The sequence below is a fragment of the Nocardiopsis sp. NPDC058631 genome (assembly GCF_042716955.1).
Classification (GTDB): Bacteria; Actinomycetota; Actinomycetes; order Streptosporangiales; family Streptosporangiaceae; genus Nocardiopsis.
In genome coordinates this window covers 17,107-34,722 of sequence record NZ_JBHXQY010000015.1, presented here as the reverse complement: position 1 = coordinate 34,722, position 17,616 = coordinate 17,107, and the positions used below count along the sequence as shown (strand labels likewise).

Here is a 17,616-nt window from a genome sequence, read left to right as displayed (position 1 = left end):
CTTCCCCACCGCGGCTGTCCCCACCCGGTCCGGCTCACGTGTCGGAGGTGTCCACCATGCCCGCCTCGTAGGCGAGGACGGCCGCCTGGACCCGGTTGCGCATCCCCAGGCGGCCGAGGATGGCACTCACGTAGCTCTTCACGGTGCCCTCCACGAGAAAGAGGCGTGCGGCGATGTCTGCGTTGGAGAGCCCCGCGCCCACCAGGGCCAGGACCTCGCGCTCCCGCTGGGTGAGCCCCTCCAACCGGGCGACGGCCTCGGCCTCGCGGGCGGCCCTGCCCCCGCCGAACCGGGCGATGACCTGTCTGGCCACCTGCGGGGACAGGTAGGCGCCGCCGTCGGCGACCGCGTGCACCCCCGTGATGAGCTCGCGCGGGTCGCCCGCCTTGAGGAGGAAACCGCTGGCGCCGTCGCCGAGCGCCCGCGAGATGTAGGCGTCCTCGCCGAAGGTCGTGAGGACGACCACGGCGGTGGCGGGGGCGACCCTGCGGATCTCGGCGGTCGCGGCGAGCCCGTCCATCCTGGGCATGCGGATGTCCAGCAGCGCGACGTCGGGCCGGTGCGCGAGCGCCAGGTCCACGGCCTCGCGCCCGTCGGCGGCCTCCGCGACCACCTCGATGCGCGGATCGGTTTCCACGATCGCGCGCACCCCGGCACGGATCATCGCCTCGTCGTCGGCGAGCAGCACTCTGATCACGTCGGTGGCCTCCTCGCCTGTCGGTGCCCGTGCGGGCGGGGTCGGCCGGGTCCGGCGGCACCGGCCCGGCCGCCGGTGACGGGGCCTTCCGGGGGCCCGGTCAATGTACCGGCACCTCCTCCTTGGTCAGCAGACGGTCCTCGGCGAAGCACAGCCGGAAGGGGGCCGTACCGCCGGTGGGGAGTTCGTCCGCGCCCCGGTGGTAGGAGCACGAGACGCCCTCGCCCTCCACCTGCGGAGCCGCGTCCGGCCCTCCGGGGACGGGGGGCAGGGCCCCCTCGACGTCGCCGCGGCTGTCCCCGACGTCCAGGGAGTCGAAGGACTCCTGTGCCCGGTCGTCCTGCTCCACCGCGTCGAGCCCGACCCACCCCAGGGCGAGGACCGACACGACGACCGCCGCGACCGGCAGGAGGACCAGGGCCAGGTTCCACCGGCGCACCCGGCGCCGGGCGGCCGACTGGAGCTGGTCTATCCCGGCGGCCCGGCCGTCGGGCTCCTCGGCTCCGGCGCCGGGACTGCCGTGCAGCGGCATGGTCGCGCACACCTCCCAGCCCCCGCCGCCGACGGGGCCGGCGGCGAAGGAGCCCCCGACCACGCGGACGCGCTCGCGCAGGCCGATGAGTCCGAGCCGGCCGCCCGCGGCGGACGTGCGGCGGCCGGCGGGGGGCGCGGAGTTGACCACCCGCGTCTCCAGGCGCGCCCCGTCGGCGGTGATCCACACCTTCACCTCGGCGCCCGGGGCGTACTTGGCGGCGTTGGTCAGCGATTCCTGGACGATCCTGTGGACCGCGCGGTCGACCATGGGCGGAAGGTCACCGGTCCCGTCCTCCCGGACCAGCGTGATACGCATCCCGGAGTCGCGGACCCGTTCCACCAGGGCGGGGACGCCCTCGTCGGCGGGGGCCGTCGGCGGAGGGCCCGTGTCGGTGCGCAGCACGCCGATGACCTCCCCGAGGTGCCGGGTGGCCGTGACCGCGGTGGAGCGCAGATCGGCCGCCGAGCGGCGGTGCTCGCCGTCCAGGTCGGGAGCGACCTCCAGGGCTCCCGCGCGCAGGGCGATGAGGCTCAGCTCGTGGCCGAGGGAGTCGTGCATGTCCTGGGCGATCCTGGAGCGCTCGCGCAGCCGGGCCCGGTCGGCGGTCAGCGCGTGCTCGCGCTGGAGCTGCCGGGCGTGCTCCCAGCCGGCGGCGGCCAGGGCGAGGTGCTGGCGCCGGTAGACGCCCACCAGCCAGGGCAGGGCGATGTTGAGGGCCGCGGTCACGGCTGCTGTCACCCAGACGACCCTGTCGTCGGGCCACAGCAGCGGGACGGCCACCGCGGCGGACGCCGCACCGGCTCCGAAGAACACCAGGGCCCACCGCGTGCCCGGCAACCGGCGGCCCGCGAGGTAGGAGGCGCAGACCAGCAGGACACCGAAGCCGTACACCCAGAACGAGGCCAGCAGCGAGACGACCACGGCGAGCAGCGGGTAGAGGCGGCTGAGCACGACGACCAGGACGGTCACCACGACCGCGGCCGCCATCGTGACGGCCGCCCCGGAGGAGGACAGGTCCCCCGCGGCCAGGCGGAACAGGAGCTCCGCCGCGCACAGGGCGGCGATCAGGGCCCCGAGGAGCGCGTCGCGCAGGACGTCGCCCCGTGTGGACCAGCCCGTCGTCGGGCGCAGCGCCCGCCGTGCGGCTTCGCGCGGCTCGGAGAAGGTCATGGGGGCGAACCTACCGAGTCGGACGGCGGGACGGCACCATCGAAAGTCAGGACCTCCCCGTGCCCGCCCTGGTCGGTGTCCCCACCTGACGGGCACCGTGTCCTCCGCACGCGCAAGCGGGTGCGGAGACGAGCTTCGGCCATATCATGGGATGAATTTTGTCCTCTCCTCCGAGGGCCCGCGCAGGTCCGCCGTGCTGGAATCCGAGAGGTGGGAACCACGACCGGAACGGGGCTGGAATGTCACCCATGGAGACGCTGCGGCGGATGCACCGGATCGCCGGATGGCCGCTGCTCCTCACCAGCTTCCTGGCCCGCCTCCCCATCTCCATGGCCCTCATCGGCCTCCTCACGTTCGTCACCGGCACGACCGGCAGCGTCGCCGCCGCTGGTGCCGTGTCCGGGGCCTTCGCCCTCGGCGGGGCCGTCGGCGGCCCCGTCATCGCCCGCCACGCCGACCGGCACGGGCACCGGACCCCCGTACTCGTCACCGCCGTGGTCGACGCCGTCCTGATCGTCCTCCTCGTCCTCGCCGTCCGGGCCGGGGCGCCCACCCCCGCTCTCGCGGCGCTGGCGGTGGTCGCCGGCACGTGCATGCCCCAGATGGGGCCCCTGGCCCGGACCCGGTGGGTGGTGCTGATCCGCCGGGGCCCCGACCGGGGCGCGGAGAGGGAGCGTTCCGTGTCGGCCGCCATGTCGGTCGAGGGCGTCCTCGACGAGGCCGCGTTCGTCCTCGGCCCCGCCCTCGTGGGAGTGCTCACCGTCGCCCTCTCCCCGGCGGCGAGCGTGGTGGGGGCCGCCGCGCTCATCGGCGTGTTCGGAGCCGTGTTCGCCCTCCACCCGACCGCGCCGCAGGGAACGCCGCCGGTGCGCGGTGCGGGCGGCCGGATCACCACGCCCGCCCTGCTCGTCCTCACCGTCCCCATGTTCTGTCAGGGGATGTTCTTCGGCGGCATGTCCACCGGTGTGACCGCGTTCGCGGCCGGCTCGGGGTACGGGGACCTGTCCGGGCCGCTGTACGCGGTGATGGGCGCCAGCAGCGCCGCGACCGGGCTGCTGATGGCCTCCGTGCCCCCGGGGTTCTCCCTGACCGCCCGGACGCGGGTCGCGGCCGGCGCCCTGTTCGTGCTGAGCCTGCCGCTGTACCTGGACCACGGGGCGGCCACGCTCGCGGTGACCGTCTTCGTGCTGGGCGCGGCGATCGGCCCGCACATCGTGAGCCTGTTCGGGCTCATCGAGCGTGCCGCTCCGCCCAGCCGCCTCTCCCAGTCGATGGCCGTCGTCCTGAGCAGCCTGATCCTGGGCCAGGCCCTGGGGTCCGCGATCTCGGGCGCCGTCGCCGACGCGCACGGCCACCAGGGGGCTTTCGCCCTGGCCACGCTCGGCGGACTGGTCTCGTTCACCGCCGCCACCCTGGTGATGCGCGCCCGCTGGTACACGCGGACCGGTGACGCCGGCGAGGAGCAGGGAGGCGGTACGGGCTCCCTCGCCGACGCCGCGGCGGCGTCCTCGACGGCGCCCCTTGACGAACCGAGTGATCCCGGGAACATCGGGCGTTAAGCCCGCGTTAAAGGGGCACCAAAATCCCTACACACGCACCTAGGCTTGTGGATCGTGCTCGAACTACTGACCAGCATCAATCCCCGTCGCAGGGAGGTGACCGTGCCCCAGCTCAACGGGCTCGCCCGCGTCACCCTGTCCGTCCGCGACCGGGACGAGAGCGTGCGCTTCTACCGCTCCGTCCTGGGCTTCAAGGTCCTCGGACGGCGTGACCACGACGGAACCCGTCGCAGCGAGTGCCAGCATCCGTCATCGGGCCTGATGATCGCCCTCATCCAACACCGCGACAACTTCAAGAACCGGTTCGACCGCAGGCACTGCGGCCTGGACCGGCTCACCCTGGGCGTCGAGAACCTCGGCGAACTGGAGGCGTGGGAGGAGCGGTTCTCGGACATGGACGTGGAGCACTCCCCGGTCATGCACCGCGAGGAGGGCTCCACCCTGCTGTTCTACGACCCGGACGGCACCGAACTGGGGCTGTTCTGCCCCGCCGAGCTGGACGCCGGCGAGGACTGACGCCCCCGCTGGGTCACGCCCGGGCCCGGGAGACTCCGTCAGTCGCTCTCGACGAGCTTGAGGCGCACGTCGTGCTCGGCCAGTTCGTCCACGGCCGAGCGCGCGAGCCGGTCGTCGGTGATGATCAGGTCGAACTCCTCCAGGCTGGCCACCCTGAAGGTGCCGAACTTGCCGTACTTGGTGCTGTCGACGGTGAGCACGCTCTTGGAGGCGATCCGCAGGAGTGCCTGCTTGGCGACCACCTTGGCCTCCGAGGGGGTGGTCGAGCCGCGCTCCACGTCCCACGAGCTGCTGGCGATGAAGGCCAGATCGACGTTGACCTGCCGCAGGAAGTCCGCGGTGAACCGGCCGACCGAGGAGTGGTCGGAGTGCGAGACCACGCCCCCGGTGTGGATCAGCTCGATCCCCGGGTACTCCATCAGGTGCCCGACCACGTTGAAGTCGCTGGTGATGACGGTCAGACCGACCTTGTCGGTGAGCAGCGGCACCATCTGGAGCGTGGTCGTCCCCGCGTCCAGGTAGATGGTGAAGTTCTCCCTCACCAGCTCCGCGGCGGCGCGCGCGATGGCGCGCTTGGCGGGGACCTCCAGCTGGGCCTTGGCCAGGTAGGAGGGTTCGCTCTTGAGTCGTGCCGCGAGCCGTACCCCACCGGTGACAGACAGGACCTTGCCGTCGTTCTCCAGCGCCTGGATGTCGCGCCGAACCGTCATGTGGGACACGGACAACATCGACGTGAGCTCGTTGATACTCAGCACGTGACGCTCTTGGAGGAGCTTCAGGATGTGCTCTCGTCGCTGGTCCGGGATCATCGTTTGCCTCACACTCGGGGGCCGGCCGTGGGGACACCGTGCGTTCACGACGCCATGTAACAAAGTTTCCCAGTTCATCGCACCGGGTTCGGTGCTCTCTGGACGTGAGACCGCTCGCAATCGCGGCGCCGGGGCCCGGCTACTCCGGCCCGTACGGGCCCGGACCGCCGCGGCGAGCCGTCTGGGTGGACGTTTTTCCTGTTTGCACCACGTGGGACGGTGGACTTTGCCACCCTTGACCGCATGACGCTGTCCATCGCATTACGCGGAGACACCGCACACTTCCCGGGCAACACGCTCCCGGCCCTGCGTTCAGCCTTGCGCGCCGGGGCCGACCTGGTCAAGGTCGACGTCCACCTGACCTCGGACGGATACCCGGTCCTGGTCGACGAACGACTCGTGGCCCCTCCCGGTTCCCCGCCCAGGGCGGTGGGCGGTCTCACCCTGGCCGACCTGGCCGCCGCACGCGACGACGTGGAACGGCGCATACCCACCCTGATGGAGGTCCTGGCCGAGTTCGGCGGCCACGGGCCTCCGCCCCTGCTCGTCTCGGCGGACACCGCGCAGGCCGCACTGGCCGCTCACGCCCTTCTGGACGAACGCGGGTTCGGCGACCGGGTGCTCTTCACCGGTTCGGCCGACATCCTCGGCGCGCTGCGCGCCCACAGCCCCGGCACGCGGATCCTGATGGCCTGGGAAGAGCCGGGCATGCCCCCCGACGAGATCGCGCGCGTGCTCGGACCGGAGTTCCTCTGCCACCACCACGCGCTTTTGACCCGCGAACTGGTCAGCGAAATGCACCGGTCCGGATATCTCGTCACCGCCTGGACCGTGAACGATTTCCCGCACATGGCCCGCCTGATCGGAATGGGCGTCGACGCCCTCGCCACGGAACGCATCCACGACCTCGTGTCGTTGACGAGCGGCCGGGCGCGGAGCGGGGCGGCGGCGGCCCACCCGGCCTGAGCACCGGGCGTCGGGGCACGTGGGCAGGCGTGTGGGGGCCGGTCCCCGTATCCGGGACCGCCCCCGCCTGGGCCCCCTACCGCCCGCCCCTTCCCGGATTCCACCGTTCCACGCCTTTCCCTCCACTTCGCGGCCACCCTCGACAACGACGAGACATCGGGTGAAGACCGCACACCCCTTTTTCTCCTGCGCACTCCCAACGATGAGACACCACGACATGACGGCCTTTCATTCTCCTCGCGCGCTCCGCGCCACCGCCCCCGTCCTGGACTGCGCCGCGCGCCTCTTCGCGCGGCACGGCTCGCACGGGCTGCCCATGTCCGAGCTGACCCGCCACATCGCCGCCGGGACCGGGACGGACGCGGCTTCCCTCCGTGAGGCCTTCCCCACCCGCCTCGACCTGGCCTACGCCGTCGTGCTCCGGGCCACGCGCGAACGGGTCAACGGGCAACTGGCCGCGGACCTACCGCACCTGCCCGCACTCGATCGCATGGCAGCCCTGGTCAGACGCCATGTGGAGACGGGGTGGCGGCACCGGACCGCGGCCGCTCTCGCGCACGAACTGCTGCCGGCCCTGCGTGCCGTCCACCCCGCGCGCCACCGGGACCTCAGCTCCCTCACCCGCGTCTACAGGGAGCACATCCGCGGGATCATCGCGGACGGTGCGGCCGCGGGCGTCTTCGCCGTCAGCGAACCCGACCGGGCCACCGACGACGTGCTGGAGACCTTCGACTCCCTCCTGCACTGGTACGACCCGGAGGCGGGCCTGAGCCTGGACGACCTCGGTGCCGTCTACGTGGACCTGGTCGTCCACCACCACCTGGGCTGCCCGCGCTGACGGGCGGCGCCCGCGGTCATCCGCCGACGAGCTGCTGGAGGTCCACGGACTCGGCCAGCGCACGGAGCCCGGCGTCACCGGGGTGGATGTGGTCCCCGGAGTCGTAGGCGGGCAGAAGGCGGCTGGGGTCGGCCGGGTCGCGCAGGACCGCGTCGAAGTCCCACACGCCGTCGAACGGCGATGCCGGGTCGGCGCTCTGCGAGCGCAGGTAGGTGTTGACCTGCTGCCGCGCCTGCTCGACCTCGGGGGTGCAGCGCCGCTCACCCGCACAGGGCCCGATCGTGGCCACGAACACCCGTGCACCGTGCTCCTCGGCCAGGCCGGCGATCTGCCCGAGTCCGCTGATCACAGCGTCCGGCGAGGTGCTCCAGCGCAGGTCGTTGATCCCCGCGAAGACGACCACGGACTCCACCCCGCTCTGGGCGAACACGTCCCGCTGGACCCGGTGGACCAGGGCGACCCCGCTGGGGTTGGTGGAGACGCCCTCCCCCGGGTAGCTGTCGGTGACCACGTGGTTGCCCGCCACGCCGGCGTTGAGCACACCGGGGTTGAGCACACCGGGCTGCGCGGCGAGGCGTGTGCTCAGCACGTCGGGCCAACGGGTGTGGGCGTCGGGTGTGGACCGCGCCCCGTCGGTGAGGGAGTCCCCGAAGGTGACGATCGCGCCGGGCCCGTCGGCCACCTCGATACCGGTGAGGAACGGCCACTGCTCGACGCGCCCGGTGAACGGGGCCCCGGTGGTGTCGAGTGTCCGGTCGCCGCTTCCGGGCTCGCTGCTGTAGTTGGTGTCCACCGCGGCGTAGTGCACCGGGGCCGCGGTCACCAGCTCGGGGAGGTGGAAGCTCACCAGTACGTCGGTGTGCGGGGGCAGGAGCATCTCCACCGGATCGCTGAACACCTGCCCACCCGCCGGGATGACGGTGTCGGCGCGCCCGTCGAAGGTGAGCGGGAGCGCGGACCCGCGCGTGCCCGCCGCGTCCTCGCGCAGTGCCAGCGAGGCCGCGCCCACCGTGACGGGTTCCGTGGCGAAGGTGTTGTCGAGGCGGATCCTGGCGACGTGGCCGCCGGTGGTGGTGCGTACCGACAGGCGCAGGGTCTGGTCCTGCCAGGGGCCGACCTCAAGGTAACCGGAGGTGGCCCGTGCCCAGGTCCCGGTCCATCCGGAGGCGTCACGGCCGTCCACCGAGAACAGGTGCAGGCGGCCGCCGTCCCCGGCGGTCTGCGGCAGGACCACGTGGGAGATCTCGCGGGCGGGGTCCACGGGCACGCTGCGCGCGTACATGCGCACGGAGCCGAGGGTGGGGCTGGGCCCGCCGACGGCGCCGGAGTTGGCGTAGGGCAGCGAGAGCGCCGCGTCCCCCGCAGGCCCCTCGACCCAGTCGGGGACGGAGAGGGTGAACTCCTGCTCCCCGCCGTCCGCGTAGACCACCCTGCCCGCCCCGTGCACGGCTGGGTCGGCCCCGGTCCCGTCTGTCCCCGTGGCGGTGGCCAGGAAGGTGAGGGAACCGTAGCGGTCCCCCTCAAGACGGAGCAGCTGGCCGTCCGCGACCACGTGGTCCGGGCGCCCGGGGGCGTAGTCGGGGAGTTCGAGTGCGGTGCCGAGGAGGACCACCTCGCGGCCGGGGGTCCACCCGGCGGCGGCCAGTGCCTGTGACGACAGGCTGTTGCCCGCCCCGTCGAGGTCGACGTTGGCCGCGGAGTTGTCCCGGGAGATGCCGATCTCGTCCATGAGGCTGGCGAAGGGGGTGCCGACCGCCCGCGGCGCCATCTGCTCCTGCCGCTCCGAGGATCCGGCTTCCCCCTCGCGCGAGACCACTGCGTAGAAGGCGATCACCAGGACCGTCGCCACGAGGGCCGCGGCCGCGCCGCGGAGCAGGTGCGGGGAGAGGTCGTCGCGTCCGCGACGGTGCGCGCCGCGCCCCCGGTTCTCATCAGCGCCCAACACTGGCCTTTCCCGATGAAGTTCCACTGACGTATTCGGACGCCGCCGGGCGCTCGGTGGTTGTGAGACGTGGGACACCACGCCGCCCCGACCGGCCACCAGTCCGGATGGGCCGCCCCTGTTCCCACGGTCGCGCGAAGTCAGTTCCGGCCTGTACCCGGTGGCAGCTCCGGTCGGCCCGGAGCCGGAAGACACCGCGGGCGTCTCCCGGATGGGGAGAAGTCACCCCCCGGATTCATCCGACGTCCGGACGAAGAAACGCGTGAACGACCATTCCCTGGAGGCCACGCGGAGAAGCCCCCGTGGGTACGAAGTACGCACCAAAAGCCCACGAAGTGGACGAATACGGGCATGGAAGTACGCCTGATCACCCGCGAACAAAGGGTGTTCCACCAGGTGAGGGGGTAGGCCGGGCAGGACTCGAACCCGCGACCCAGGGGTTACGAGTCCACGGGCCATACAACACCGACGACCGCCATGACCTGCGCCTCAGCGACGTCAGCACCGAGGATACCGGGATCTTCAACGTGTATTCCCCGTGGGGCGTCGCCGCGAGGCACCTCGCCGGGCCCGTGGCGGGGGCCGGCCGCCGGCTTCAGGCCGGAGCGCGCCACCCGACCGGCTAGCCAGTGGGGGCTCCCCCTCCTGTACCTCTCACCTTTCTAGAGAGGAAGAAGAGACGGCCCCCGCAGCCTCCGGGCTAGCCTCCACCCCCAATGGCTACCTCTCCTGACGGAGCCATCTGGGGAGGAAGAACTCGATACGGTAGGAAGGCACCGTGAAGCCAGCTTCAAAATGGGGATGTTTGTCCGTTTCTCAACAACTTGCAGATTCGACGGGTCTCGGCGGATAAAGCCGCAGGTCAACGAGACTGCTCCCCGCGCACGCGGGGATGGTCCCCGCGACAGCGTGGCGGTGAACCGGGTGGAGGACTGCTCCCCGCGCACGCGGGGATGGTCCCGTCGCGCAACACGCTTCCCTGGGTTCACCAGCCTGCTCCCCGCGCACGCGGGGATGATCCGCTCCGCGCGGCGATCAGGGCTCCCTGTACGCCCGCGTCACGAACACGCCCCTATGGCCTTCGGAGCGCTTGTGTGTCCACCTGGCTGAATCAGGGAGTTAACCCCCCACAAGTGGCGGAATGGGCCGAACACGGCCTTGATGTCCTACTCCGGATTTACGCGAGGTGCCTGAACGGCGGCGAAGCGGAATCCCGACGACGGGCGGAGGCCGGGTTCGCTGACTTCTGAGGCCCGGAACTTCAACGTGTATTCCCCGCAGCTCCCCGGACGGGGCCGTGTCCGGCCGTACACAGCCGGATAGCAAAGAAAGCGCCGCTGACCTGTTTCCGCAGGTTGGCGGCGCTTTTTTCATACCAGGAAGGGGTAGGCCGGGCAGGACTCGAACCCGCGACCCAGGGATTATGAGTCCCCTGCTCTAACCAACTGAGCTACCGGCCCGCCGTCGTCGGCAAACGTCATCCTAACAGGGTGTGTCCGACGTTTCCGCGCCGTAAATCCGTTACCGCACAGGCCCTGTTGGGAGCGGGTGCGGACCGGCGGCGTGTACACCGCACCTGGGTCGCGGGCCGCGCGGGCGCTCGGTCTAGGGTGGTGGAGTGCGGCGCGCGACTGGACGGACCCCAGCGCCCGGCACCGACGCCGCGTATGACCCGTTGGTAACATCGCGGGTCGCACATCGTCGTCAGGAGAGTTCACGCCATGTCCAAAGCACCCGTCAACGTCACCGTCACCGGCGCAGCCGGCCAGATCGGCTACGCCCTCCTGTTCCGGATCGCGTCCGGCCAGCTGCTCGGCGCCGACACCCCGGTGAAGCTGCGTCTGCTGGAGATCCCCCAGGCGGTCAAGGCCGCCGAGGGCACCGCGATGGAGCTCGACGACTGCGCCTTCCCCCTGCTCCAGGGCATCGACATCTTCGATGACGCCACCAAGGCCTTCGAGGGTGCCAACGTCGGCCTGCTGGTCGGCGCCCGCCCGCGCGGCAAGGGTATGGAGCGCGGTGACCTGCTCCAGGCCAACGGCGGCATCTTCAAGCCCCAGGGCGAGGCGATCAACGCGGGCGCCGCCGACGACATCCGCGTACTCGTGGTCGGCAACCCGGCCAACACCAACGCCCTCATCGCCCAGAGCCACGCGCCGGACGTCCCGGCCGAGCGCTTCACGGCGATGACCCGCCTCGACCACAACCGCGCGCTCACCCAGCTCGCCAAGAAGCTCGGCGTGTCGATCAACGACATCAAGAAGCTCACCATCTGGGGCAACCACTCCGCCACCCAGTACCCGGACCTGTTCAACGCCGAGGTCAACGGCGGCAACGCCGCCAAGGCCGTCGGCGACCAGGCCTGGCTGGAGAACGACTTCATCCCGACCGTCGCCAAGCGCGGTGCCGCGATCATCGAGGCCCGCGGCGCCTCCTCGGCCGCCTCCGCGGCCAACGCCGCGATCGACCACGTCCACGACTGGGTCAACGGCACCCCGGAGGGCGACTGGACCTCCGCCGCCATCCCGTCCGACGGCTCCTACGGCGTGCCCGAGGGCCTCATCTCCTCCTTCCCGGTCGTCTCCCGCGACGGCAAGTGGGAGATCGTCCAGGGCCTGGAGATCGACGACTTCTCCCGCTCCCGCATCGACGCCTCGGTCAACGAGCTCGTCGAGGAGCGCGACACCGTCAAGCAGCTCGGCCTCGTGTAGGACCGGGCACACGGCCCATCCGGCCGCTGACGGGCACGTCCCCCCGGGGGGCGTGCCCGTCGTCGCGTCCGGGCCGACCCCGCGCACCGGCCCGGGAGCACCGCGGCGGGGCGGTCCGCGCCCGGCTCCGTCCCGAAGGGGGTTCGGGAGCAGGCAGTATAGAGACCGTGAGTCTCATCGATGTGCTTCCGGCCGAACCAGAACCCGACTCCCTCTTCGAGGCGTTCGCTTTGTGGGCCGAGGAGCGGGGCCTCACCCTCTACCCGCACCAGGAGGAGGCCCTCATCGAGGTCGTCTCCGGGTCGAACGTCATTCTCAACACCCCCACCGGCTCCGGCAAGAGCATGGTCGCCACGGGTGCCCTCTTCGCCGCCCTGGCCCGTAACGAGTGCGCGTTCTACACCGCGCCCATCAAGGCACTGGTGTCGGAGAAGTTCTTCGACCTGTGCAAGATCTTCGGCACCGAGAACGTCGGCATGATGACCGGCGACGCCAGCGTCAACGCCGACGCCCCCATCGTGTGCTGCACCGCCGAGGTCCTCGCCCAGATCGCGCTCGCGGAGGGTGCGAACGCGGACATCAACACCGTCGTCATGGACGAGTTCCACTTCTACGCCGAGCCCGACCGGGGGTGGGCCTGGCAGGTGCCCCTGCTGGAGATGCCGCAGGCGCAGTTCCTGCTGATGTCCGCCACCCTGGGCGACGTCAGCCGCTTCGAGGAGGACCTGGAGAAGCGCACCGGACGCACCACCGCCGTGGTGGCCTCCGCCGAGCGCCCCGTCCCCCTCTACTACGACTACCGGGTCACCCCGCTGCACGAGACGCTGGAGGAGCTGCTCCGCGACGGCAACGCCCCCGTGTACATCGTGCACTTCACGCAGGCGCAGGCGGTCGAACGCGCGCAGTCGCTGACCAGCATCAACATGTCCACCAAGGAGGAGAAGGCGGCGATCGCGGCGGAGATCGGCAACTTCCGCTTCACGACCAAGTTCGGCCGCAACCTGTCGCGGTACGTACGGCACGGCATCGGCGTGCACCACGCGGGCATGCTGCCCAAGTACCGGCGCCTGGTCGAGCGGCTCGCCCAGGCGGGCCTGCTCAAGGTCATCTGCGGCACCGACACCCTGGGCGTCGGGGTGAACGTGCCCATCCGCACGGTGCTGTTCACCGCGCTCAGCAAGTACGACGGGGTGCGCGTGCGCCGCCTGCGCGCCCGCGAGTTCCACCAGATCGCCGGGCGGGCCGGCCGTGCGGGGTTCGACACGGTCGGCAACGTGGTGGCGCAGGCGCCCGAGCACGTCGTCGAGAACGAGAAGGCCCTGGCCAAGGTCGGGGACGACACCAAGAAGCGCCGCAAGGTGGTGCGCAAGAAGGCGCCCGAGGGGTTCGTCTCCTGGGACGAGGCGACCTTCAACAAGCTCATCGAAGCCGACCCCGAGCCGCTGACCTCGCGGTTCCGGGTGAGCAACGCCATGCTGCTGAGCGTGATCGCCCGTCCGGGCAACTGCTTCACCGCGATGCGCCACCTGCTCACCGAGAACCACGACGACCGGCCCGCGCAGCGCCGCCACATCCACGAGGCGATCGCCATCTACCGGTCGCTGCTGGACGGCGGCATCGTGGAGGCCCTGCCCGCGCCCGACCCGCAGGGGCGCACCGCACGGCTCACCGTGGACCTCCAGGCGGACTTCGCGCTCAACCAGCCGCTGTCCACGTTCGCGCTGGCCTCGCTGGACCTGCTGGACAAGGAGTCGCCGACCTACCCGCTCGACGTGCTCACCATCGTGGAGTCGACCCTGGACGACCCCCGGCAGATCCTCGGCGCGCAGCTCAACAAGGCCCGTGGCGAAGCCGTCCAGCAGATGAAGATGGACGGCATCGAGTACGACGAGCGCATGGAGCTGCTGGAGGAGGTCGACTACCCCAAGCCCCTGGAGGAACTCCTCCTCCACGCCTACGACGTCTACCAGCGCGGCCACCCGTGGGTGGGCGACCATCCGCTCCAGCCCAAGACCGTGGCCCGCGACATGTACGAGCGGGCGATGAACTTCGTCGAGTACGTCGGCCACTACGAGCTGGCGCGCTCGGAGGGCCTGGTGCTGCGCTACCTGGCCAGTGCGTACAAGGCGCTCAACCAGACGGTGCCAGACGACGCCAAGACCGAGGAGCTGCGCGACCTCATCGAGTGGCTGGGCGAGCTGGTCCGGCAGGTCGACTCCAGTCTGCTGGACGAGTGGGAGCAGCTGACCAACCCCGCGGAGGAGGGACCGGCCGGCCAGGAGCCCGCCGAGGAGAAGGTGCGGCCGGTCACGGCCAACGCGCGGGCCTTCCGGGTGCTGGTGCGCAACGAGATGTTCCGCCGCGTCGAACTGGCCTCCCGCCGCCGCTACGGGGACCTGGGCAAACTGTCCCAGGACGGCGAGTGGAGCGGCGAGGAGTGGGCCGAGGCCGTGGAGGAGTACTTCGCGGAGCACGACGCGATCGGCACCGGCCCGGACGCGCGCGGGCCGAAGATGCTGCTCATCGAGGAGGAGGCGGAGCTGTGGCGGGTCCGCCAGATCTTCGCCGACCCCGCCGGTGACCACGACTGGGGTATCAGCGCGGAGGTCGACCTGGCCTCGTCCGACGCGGAGGGCTACGCCGTCGTGCACGTCGTGGACGTCGACCGGCTGTAGCCGGGCTGTAGCCGGGTGGACGGCGCTGCGGGGCCGCGTCGGACCGCGGGCACGCGGAGGTCGGCCGAACCGGTGGGCCCCCTTGTTCCAGGGAACCGCACCGCCCCCCTCCGCACCATACCCGTGCCCCGCCTGTGGACGAACCGCGGTCAGCCCAGGAGGTGGGCGTTGACCCCGCGGACCCCCTCGGCCAGGTCGGGGCGTTCGATGACGGTCCGCCCCGCCGAACGGAGGCGCTCGGCTCCGTCGCAGTCCACGAAGACGGCGGGTTCGCGCCAGGCGAACACCACGCGCGGGACCGGCGTGCTGATGATCAGCGCGCTGCACGCCAGGGGGCGGGAGGCCCGCGAGCTGCACGGTTCCAGCGACGAGTAGAGGGTGGCGCCGCGCGACCGGGGGTCGCCGGGGTCGATCCCGCGCAGTGCGACCTCCTCGGCGTGGTCGTGGGGGTCGTCCCGGCGCGAGTAGCCCTCGCCCAGGACCGCACCGTCCGCGGCGACCACGACGCAGCCGACCGAGAACGCGGTGGTGGAGGGCGGGCAGGAGCGGGACAGCTCGACGGTCCGGCGGAGCCAGTACGCGTCGGCGGCGCCTTCGGCCGGGGGCGGACCGATGGTCATCGGCGCTCTCCCTCGGTTCCGCGGGTAGCCGTGTCCAGGACGGGTCCCTCCGTCGCGGACGCCCCCCTGCCCCCGCTCTCCCCCGTGCTGGCCGTCGCTCCCGGGCACCGGCCGTCGAGGCGGTAGCGGAGGACGGCGACCTCCCCGAGCGCCCTGGCCTCCACCAGCCGCATCGGTGCGGCGGGACTGTGGGGAAAGGTGCCCGGCATGACGAAGCGGGGTGCGTCCTCCTCCCCCACGAAGAACGGGGCGACCGCGAGCCTGAGTTCGTCCACCAGGCCCGACGTGAGGAACATGGTGTGGATGTGGCCGCCTCCCTCCACCAGCAGCCGGCGCACCCCGCGTCGCGCGAGGTCCGCCAGAACCGCTTCGGCGGTGGGAGGGTCTCCGGCGTCGACGACCTCCGCCGAGGGCTCGGCGGAGGATCTGCCCGACAGGCCGCGCCTGGCGGCGTCCGTCCCGGGGCCGCCGGTGTAGACGACCGCCCCGGCGTCCCCGGTGGTGAAGAACCGGGACTCGGGGTCGAACTCCCCGCTACGGGTGACCAGGGCCTTGAGCAGGTTCTCGGTGCGTCCCCGGGCGCGTCTGCGTGCGCGCAGCTCCGCCGAGCGCACGAGGAGCCGGGGGTCGTCCGCCCTCAGGGTGCCCGCTCCGACGAGGATGGCGTCGCATTCCGCGCGGAGCTCGTCCACCTCCGCGAAGTCGGCTTCGTTGGAGAGGCGGAGCCGGTCCGGGCCGGTGTCGTCGATGCGCCCGTCGACCGACATGGCGCAGCTCAGGATGGTGTAGGGACGGTCCATGCACCCAGGCTAGCGACGCGCCGGAGCACGGGCACCGCGGCCGGGGTGAGGCCGCGGGCCGGCCCGGGGCGCGGAGGACCTGACTGCCGGGAACCTCGTGCGACGGCCCGTGGTGTCGATCCGCCGACCGGGGGAAGCGGCTCCCGCCCCGAGGTCTACGCTTTTCGGCCGCGCAATACGTTGCCTCCCGCGCCGTATTATCAACCCTGGTCGTTGATTTTCGCAGGCAGTGGGCGCGCACGGTAAATTGACGGTCGATTAGTATCACTAATCACTTATCCCGGCCCGGACCTAATAGGACCGGGGTGACCTGCACCGGAACCTCTCCCCGGCCCGCCTCACACACCCCTGGAGCACCATGGGCGCTCAGCTTTCCCACGGAAAGCCGGACAGGCACGGGCTTGTGGAGCCAGAGCACCGGCCTTAATTCCTCGCATAATGGACATTAGGCATATATGCCCTAGTCAAATCACGTGCGCCCCGGCGTCCGCGGTGAGACGGCCCCAGGAGCGGGTTCCCACGATTTTTGTCACCTGTGTCCGTGACTCGGTTAACAACCCCGTCAGGCAGGAATAGAATCCAGGGGTCGACCAAACTTCCCCACCTCAGACAAGAGGACGGCGATGTCTCGATTCACTTCCCCCGATTTCCTGAGGCAGGCGGGGGGCAAAAACGTCCGGGCCAACCCCCCACCCGCTGTCGACCTGACGCAGCCGAGCCTGGCACGGCTCCGCTCGTTCCACCTCAAGGGCAAGGACCACTTCGAGGTCGACCGGGACCTGGCCGGCAGGGCCGAGCGTGCGGCCCCCGGCTTCCAGGACATCGTCCTGGGCGAACGGGCCTTCCTCCAACGGGCCGTCCGCCACCTGGCCGAGAGCCACGGCATCCGGCAGTTCATCCAGTTCGGCGCGGGCCTGCCGGCGCCCGGCGACCCCCACCAGATCGCACAGGAGCACGCCCCCGGGGCGCGTGTCCTGTACGCCACCGACGACCCCGTGGTGCTGACCCACCACCTGGCGCTGCTCCGCGACGGGCACACCACCACCGCTGTCCAGGCCGGTCTCGCCCACCCCCGCCGTCTCCTGGACGACCCCGAGACCCGGGCCTTCATCGACCTGGAACGGCCCGTGGGGCTGCTGCTCACCGGGGTGGTCGCGCACACGTCCGACGCCGACACACCGGCCCGGCACATCGCGACCCTGCGGGACGCCCTCGCACCCGGCAGCCACATGGTCCTCAGCCACTACTGCCGTCCGGACCGGTCGTCCTTCCCCAAGGACGCCTCGCGGGCCGAGCAGCTGGAGCGGGTGTTCGTGGACCGGCTCGGATCCGGCCGCTGGCGCTCACGCCAGACCATCGAGGACTTCTTCCAGGGCTGGGAGATCCCCGAACCGGGCCTCATCGAGGTGCAGCGGTGGCGCACGCTCCCCGTGGCACCGCCGGTCGCGGGCTGCTACCAGATGCCGCAGCGCAACCGAAGGCTCCTCATCGGCGGCGTCGGCAGGATCTGACCACCACCGTTCCCCTGTCCCGCGTTGGAGCCGACGGCCCGGCAGCGGGAGGGGGCCGCTCCGCCCACAGAGGCGGGACGCGCTCAAGCCCGACGACGGACCCGTGTGTTTGGTCGACCCCGACACCGCGCGGCCAGGGCCGGGGACCGCAGTCGCGGCGGTCCCGAAGGTGCGATCCGGACAGGACACGAAGAGGTCCCCTCCCGTGGGAGGGGCCCACGAGGGAGGGCCCGCCGGATCTCTCCGACGGGCCCTCCCTGTGTGCTC

At 71.5% G+C, this 17,616-nt stretch carries 13 protein-coding genes and 1 tRNA gene; 7 read left to right on the top strand and 7 right to left on the bottom strand.

Annotated features, from left to right (window positions below; genetic code table 11):
- Window positions 1-34: 34 nt before the first annotated feature.
- Window positions 35-697, bottom strand: a complete 663-nt coding sequence (locus tag ACFWTE_RS07855) for a response regulator (RefSeq protein WP_378778545.1) — start codon at window positions 695-697, stop codon at window positions 35-37.
- A 100-nt stretch (window positions 698-797) separates the two neighbouring features.
- Complete coding sequence (locus tag ACFWTE_RS07850; protein WP_378778544.1) at window positions 798-2,402, bottom strand: sensor histidine kinase; 1,605 nt, start codon at window positions 2,400-2,402, stop codon at window positions 798-800.
- A 239-nt stretch (window positions 2,403-2,641) separates the two neighbouring features.
- Here ACFWTE_RS07850 and ACFWTE_RS07845 point away from each other — a divergent pair, with 239 nt between their 5' ends.
- Together ACFWTE_RS07845 and ACFWTE_RS07840 are read left to right on the top strand one after the other, a co-directional pair.
- Window positions 2,642-3,961: an MFS transporter gene (locus ACFWTE_RS07845; RefSeq protein WP_378778543.1), complete on the top strand. Its 1,320-nt coding sequence runs from the start codon at window positions 2,642-2,644 to the stop codon at window positions 3,959-3,961.
- Window positions 3,962-4,006: 45 nt separating this feature from the next.
- Window positions 4,007-4,477 (top strand): VOC family protein, encoded by a 471-nt coding sequence (locus ACFWTE_RS07840; protein WP_378778542.1) that lies wholly within the window; start codon window positions 4,007-4,009, stop codon window positions 4,475-4,477.
- 38 nt (window positions 4,478-4,515) lie between these two features.
- Here ACFWTE_RS07840 and ACFWTE_RS07835 read toward each other — a convergent pair whose 3' ends face one another.
- Window positions 4,516-5,286 (bottom strand): DeoR/GlpR family DNA-binding transcription regulator, encoded by a 771-nt coding sequence (locus tag ACFWTE_RS07835; RefSeq protein ID WP_378778541.1) that lies wholly within the window; start codon window positions 5,284-5,286, stop codon window positions 4,516-4,518.
- Window positions 5,287-5,529: 243 nt separating this feature from the next.
- On the opposite strand from ACFWTE_RS07835, the gene ACFWTE_RS07830 reads away from it, so the two are divergent.
- Together ACFWTE_RS07830 and ACFWTE_RS07825 are read left to right on the top strand one after the other, a co-directional pair.
- Entirely contained in the window at window positions 5,530-6,252 is a 723-nt protein-coding gene (locus ACFWTE_RS07830) for a glycerophosphodiester phosphodiesterase (protein ID WP_378778540.1), read from the top strand.
- Window positions 6,253-6,469: 217 nt separating this feature from the next.
- Window positions 6,470-7,090 (top strand): TetR/AcrR family transcriptional regulator, encoded by a 621-nt coding sequence (locus ACFWTE_RS07825; RefSeq protein WP_378778539.1) that lies wholly within the window; start codon window positions 6,470-6,472, stop codon window positions 7,088-7,090.
- A 16-nt stretch (window positions 7,091-7,106) separates the two neighbouring features.
- Here the strand turns inward: ACFWTE_RS07825 and ACFWTE_RS07820 are convergent, their stop codons facing one another.
- Window positions 7,107-9,032, bottom strand: coding sequence for a GDSL-type esterase/lipase family protein (locus ACFWTE_RS07820; protein ID WP_378778582.1), 1,926 nt, complete (start codon window positions 9,030-9,032; stop codon window positions 7,107-7,109).
- A gap of 1,386 nt (window positions 9,033-10,418) precedes the next feature.
- Window positions 10,419-10,492, bottom strand: a tRNA-Ile gene (locus ACFWTE_RS07815).
- A gap of 261 nt (window positions 10,493-10,753) precedes the next feature.
- Here ACFWTE_RS07815 and ACFWTE_RS07810 point away from each other — a divergent pair.
- Together ACFWTE_RS07810 and ACFWTE_RS07805 are read left to right on the top strand one after the other, a co-directional pair.
- Window positions 10,754-11,743 (top strand): malate dehydrogenase, encoded by a 990-nt coding sequence (locus ACFWTE_RS07810; protein WP_378778538.1) that lies wholly within the window; start codon window positions 10,754-10,756, stop codon window positions 11,741-11,743.
- A 182-nt stretch (window positions 11,744-11,925) separates the two neighbouring features.
- Window positions 11,926-14,418: a DEAD/DEAH box helicase gene (locus ACFWTE_RS07805; protein ID WP_378778581.1), complete on the top strand. Its 2,493-nt coding sequence runs from the start codon at window positions 11,926-11,928 to the stop codon at window positions 14,416-14,418.
- Window positions 14,419-14,567: 149 nt separating this feature from the next.
- Here the strand turns inward: ACFWTE_RS07805 and ACFWTE_RS07800 are convergent, their stop codons facing one another.
- Together ACFWTE_RS07800 and ACFWTE_RS07795 are read right to left on the bottom strand one after the other, a co-directional pair.
- Window positions 14,568-15,038, bottom strand: coding sequence for a dCMP deaminase (locus tag ACFWTE_RS07800; protein WP_378778537.1), 471 nt, complete (start codon window positions 15,036-15,038; stop codon window positions 14,568-14,570).
- Window positions 15,035-15,838, bottom strand: coding sequence for a RibD family protein (locus tag ACFWTE_RS07795; RefSeq protein WP_378778536.1), 804 nt, complete (start codon window positions 15,836-15,838; stop codon window positions 15,035-15,037). The genes ACFWTE_RS07800 and ACFWTE_RS07795 overlap by 4 nt, the downstream gene beginning before the upstream one ends.
- Before the next feature lie 623 nt (window positions 15,839-16,461).
- Between ACFWTE_RS07795 and ACFWTE_RS07790 the strand changes: the two genes are divergently transcribed.
- Window positions 16,462-17,349, top strand: a complete 888-nt coding sequence (locus ACFWTE_RS07790) for an SAM-dependent methyltransferase (protein ID WP_378778535.1) — start codon at window positions 16,462-16,464, stop codon at window positions 17,347-17,349.
- Window positions 17,350-17,616: the final 267 nt, after the last annotated feature.

What these genes read in the sequence shown, in the direction of transcription:
- ACFWTE_RS07850 (WP_378778544.1), bottom strand. Translation starts at nt 2,402, where the DNA reads ATGACCTTCTCCGAGCCGCGCGAAGCCGCACGGCGGGCGCTGCGCCCG.
- ACFWTE_RS07845 (WP_378778543.1), top strand. Translation starts at nt 2,642, where the DNA reads ATGTCACCCATGGAGACGCTGCGGCGGATGCACCGGATCGCCGGATGG.
- ACFWTE_RS07835 (WP_378778541.1), bottom strand. Translation starts at nt 5,286, where the DNA reads ATGATCCCGGACCAGCGACGAGAGCACATCCTGAAGCTCCTCCAAGAG.
- ACFWTE_RS07830 (WP_378778540.1), top strand. Translation starts at nt 5,530, where the DNA reads ATGACGCTGTCCATCGCATTACGCGGAGACACCGCACACTTCCCGGGC.
- ACFWTE_RS07825 (WP_378778539.1), top strand. Translation starts at nt 6,470, where the DNA reads ATGACGGCCTTTCATTCTCCTCGCGCGCTCCGCGCCACCGCCCCCGTC.
- ACFWTE_RS07810 (WP_378778538.1), top strand. Translation starts at nt 10,754, where the DNA reads ATGTCCAAAGCACCCGTCAACGTCACCGTCACCGGCGCAGCCGGCCAG.
- ACFWTE_RS07800 (WP_378778537.1), bottom strand. Translation starts at nt 15,038, where the DNA reads ATGACCATCGGTCCGCCCCCGGCCGAAGGCGCCGCCGACGCGTACTGG.
- ACFWTE_RS07795 (WP_378778536.1), bottom strand. Translation starts at nt 15,838, where the DNA reads ATGGACCGTCCCTACACCATCCTGAGCTGCGCCATGTCGGTCGACGGG.
- ACFWTE_RS07790 (WP_378778535.1), top strand. Translation starts at nt 16,462, where the DNA reads ATGTCTCGATTCACTTCCCCCGATTTCCTGAGGCAGGCGGGGGGCAAA.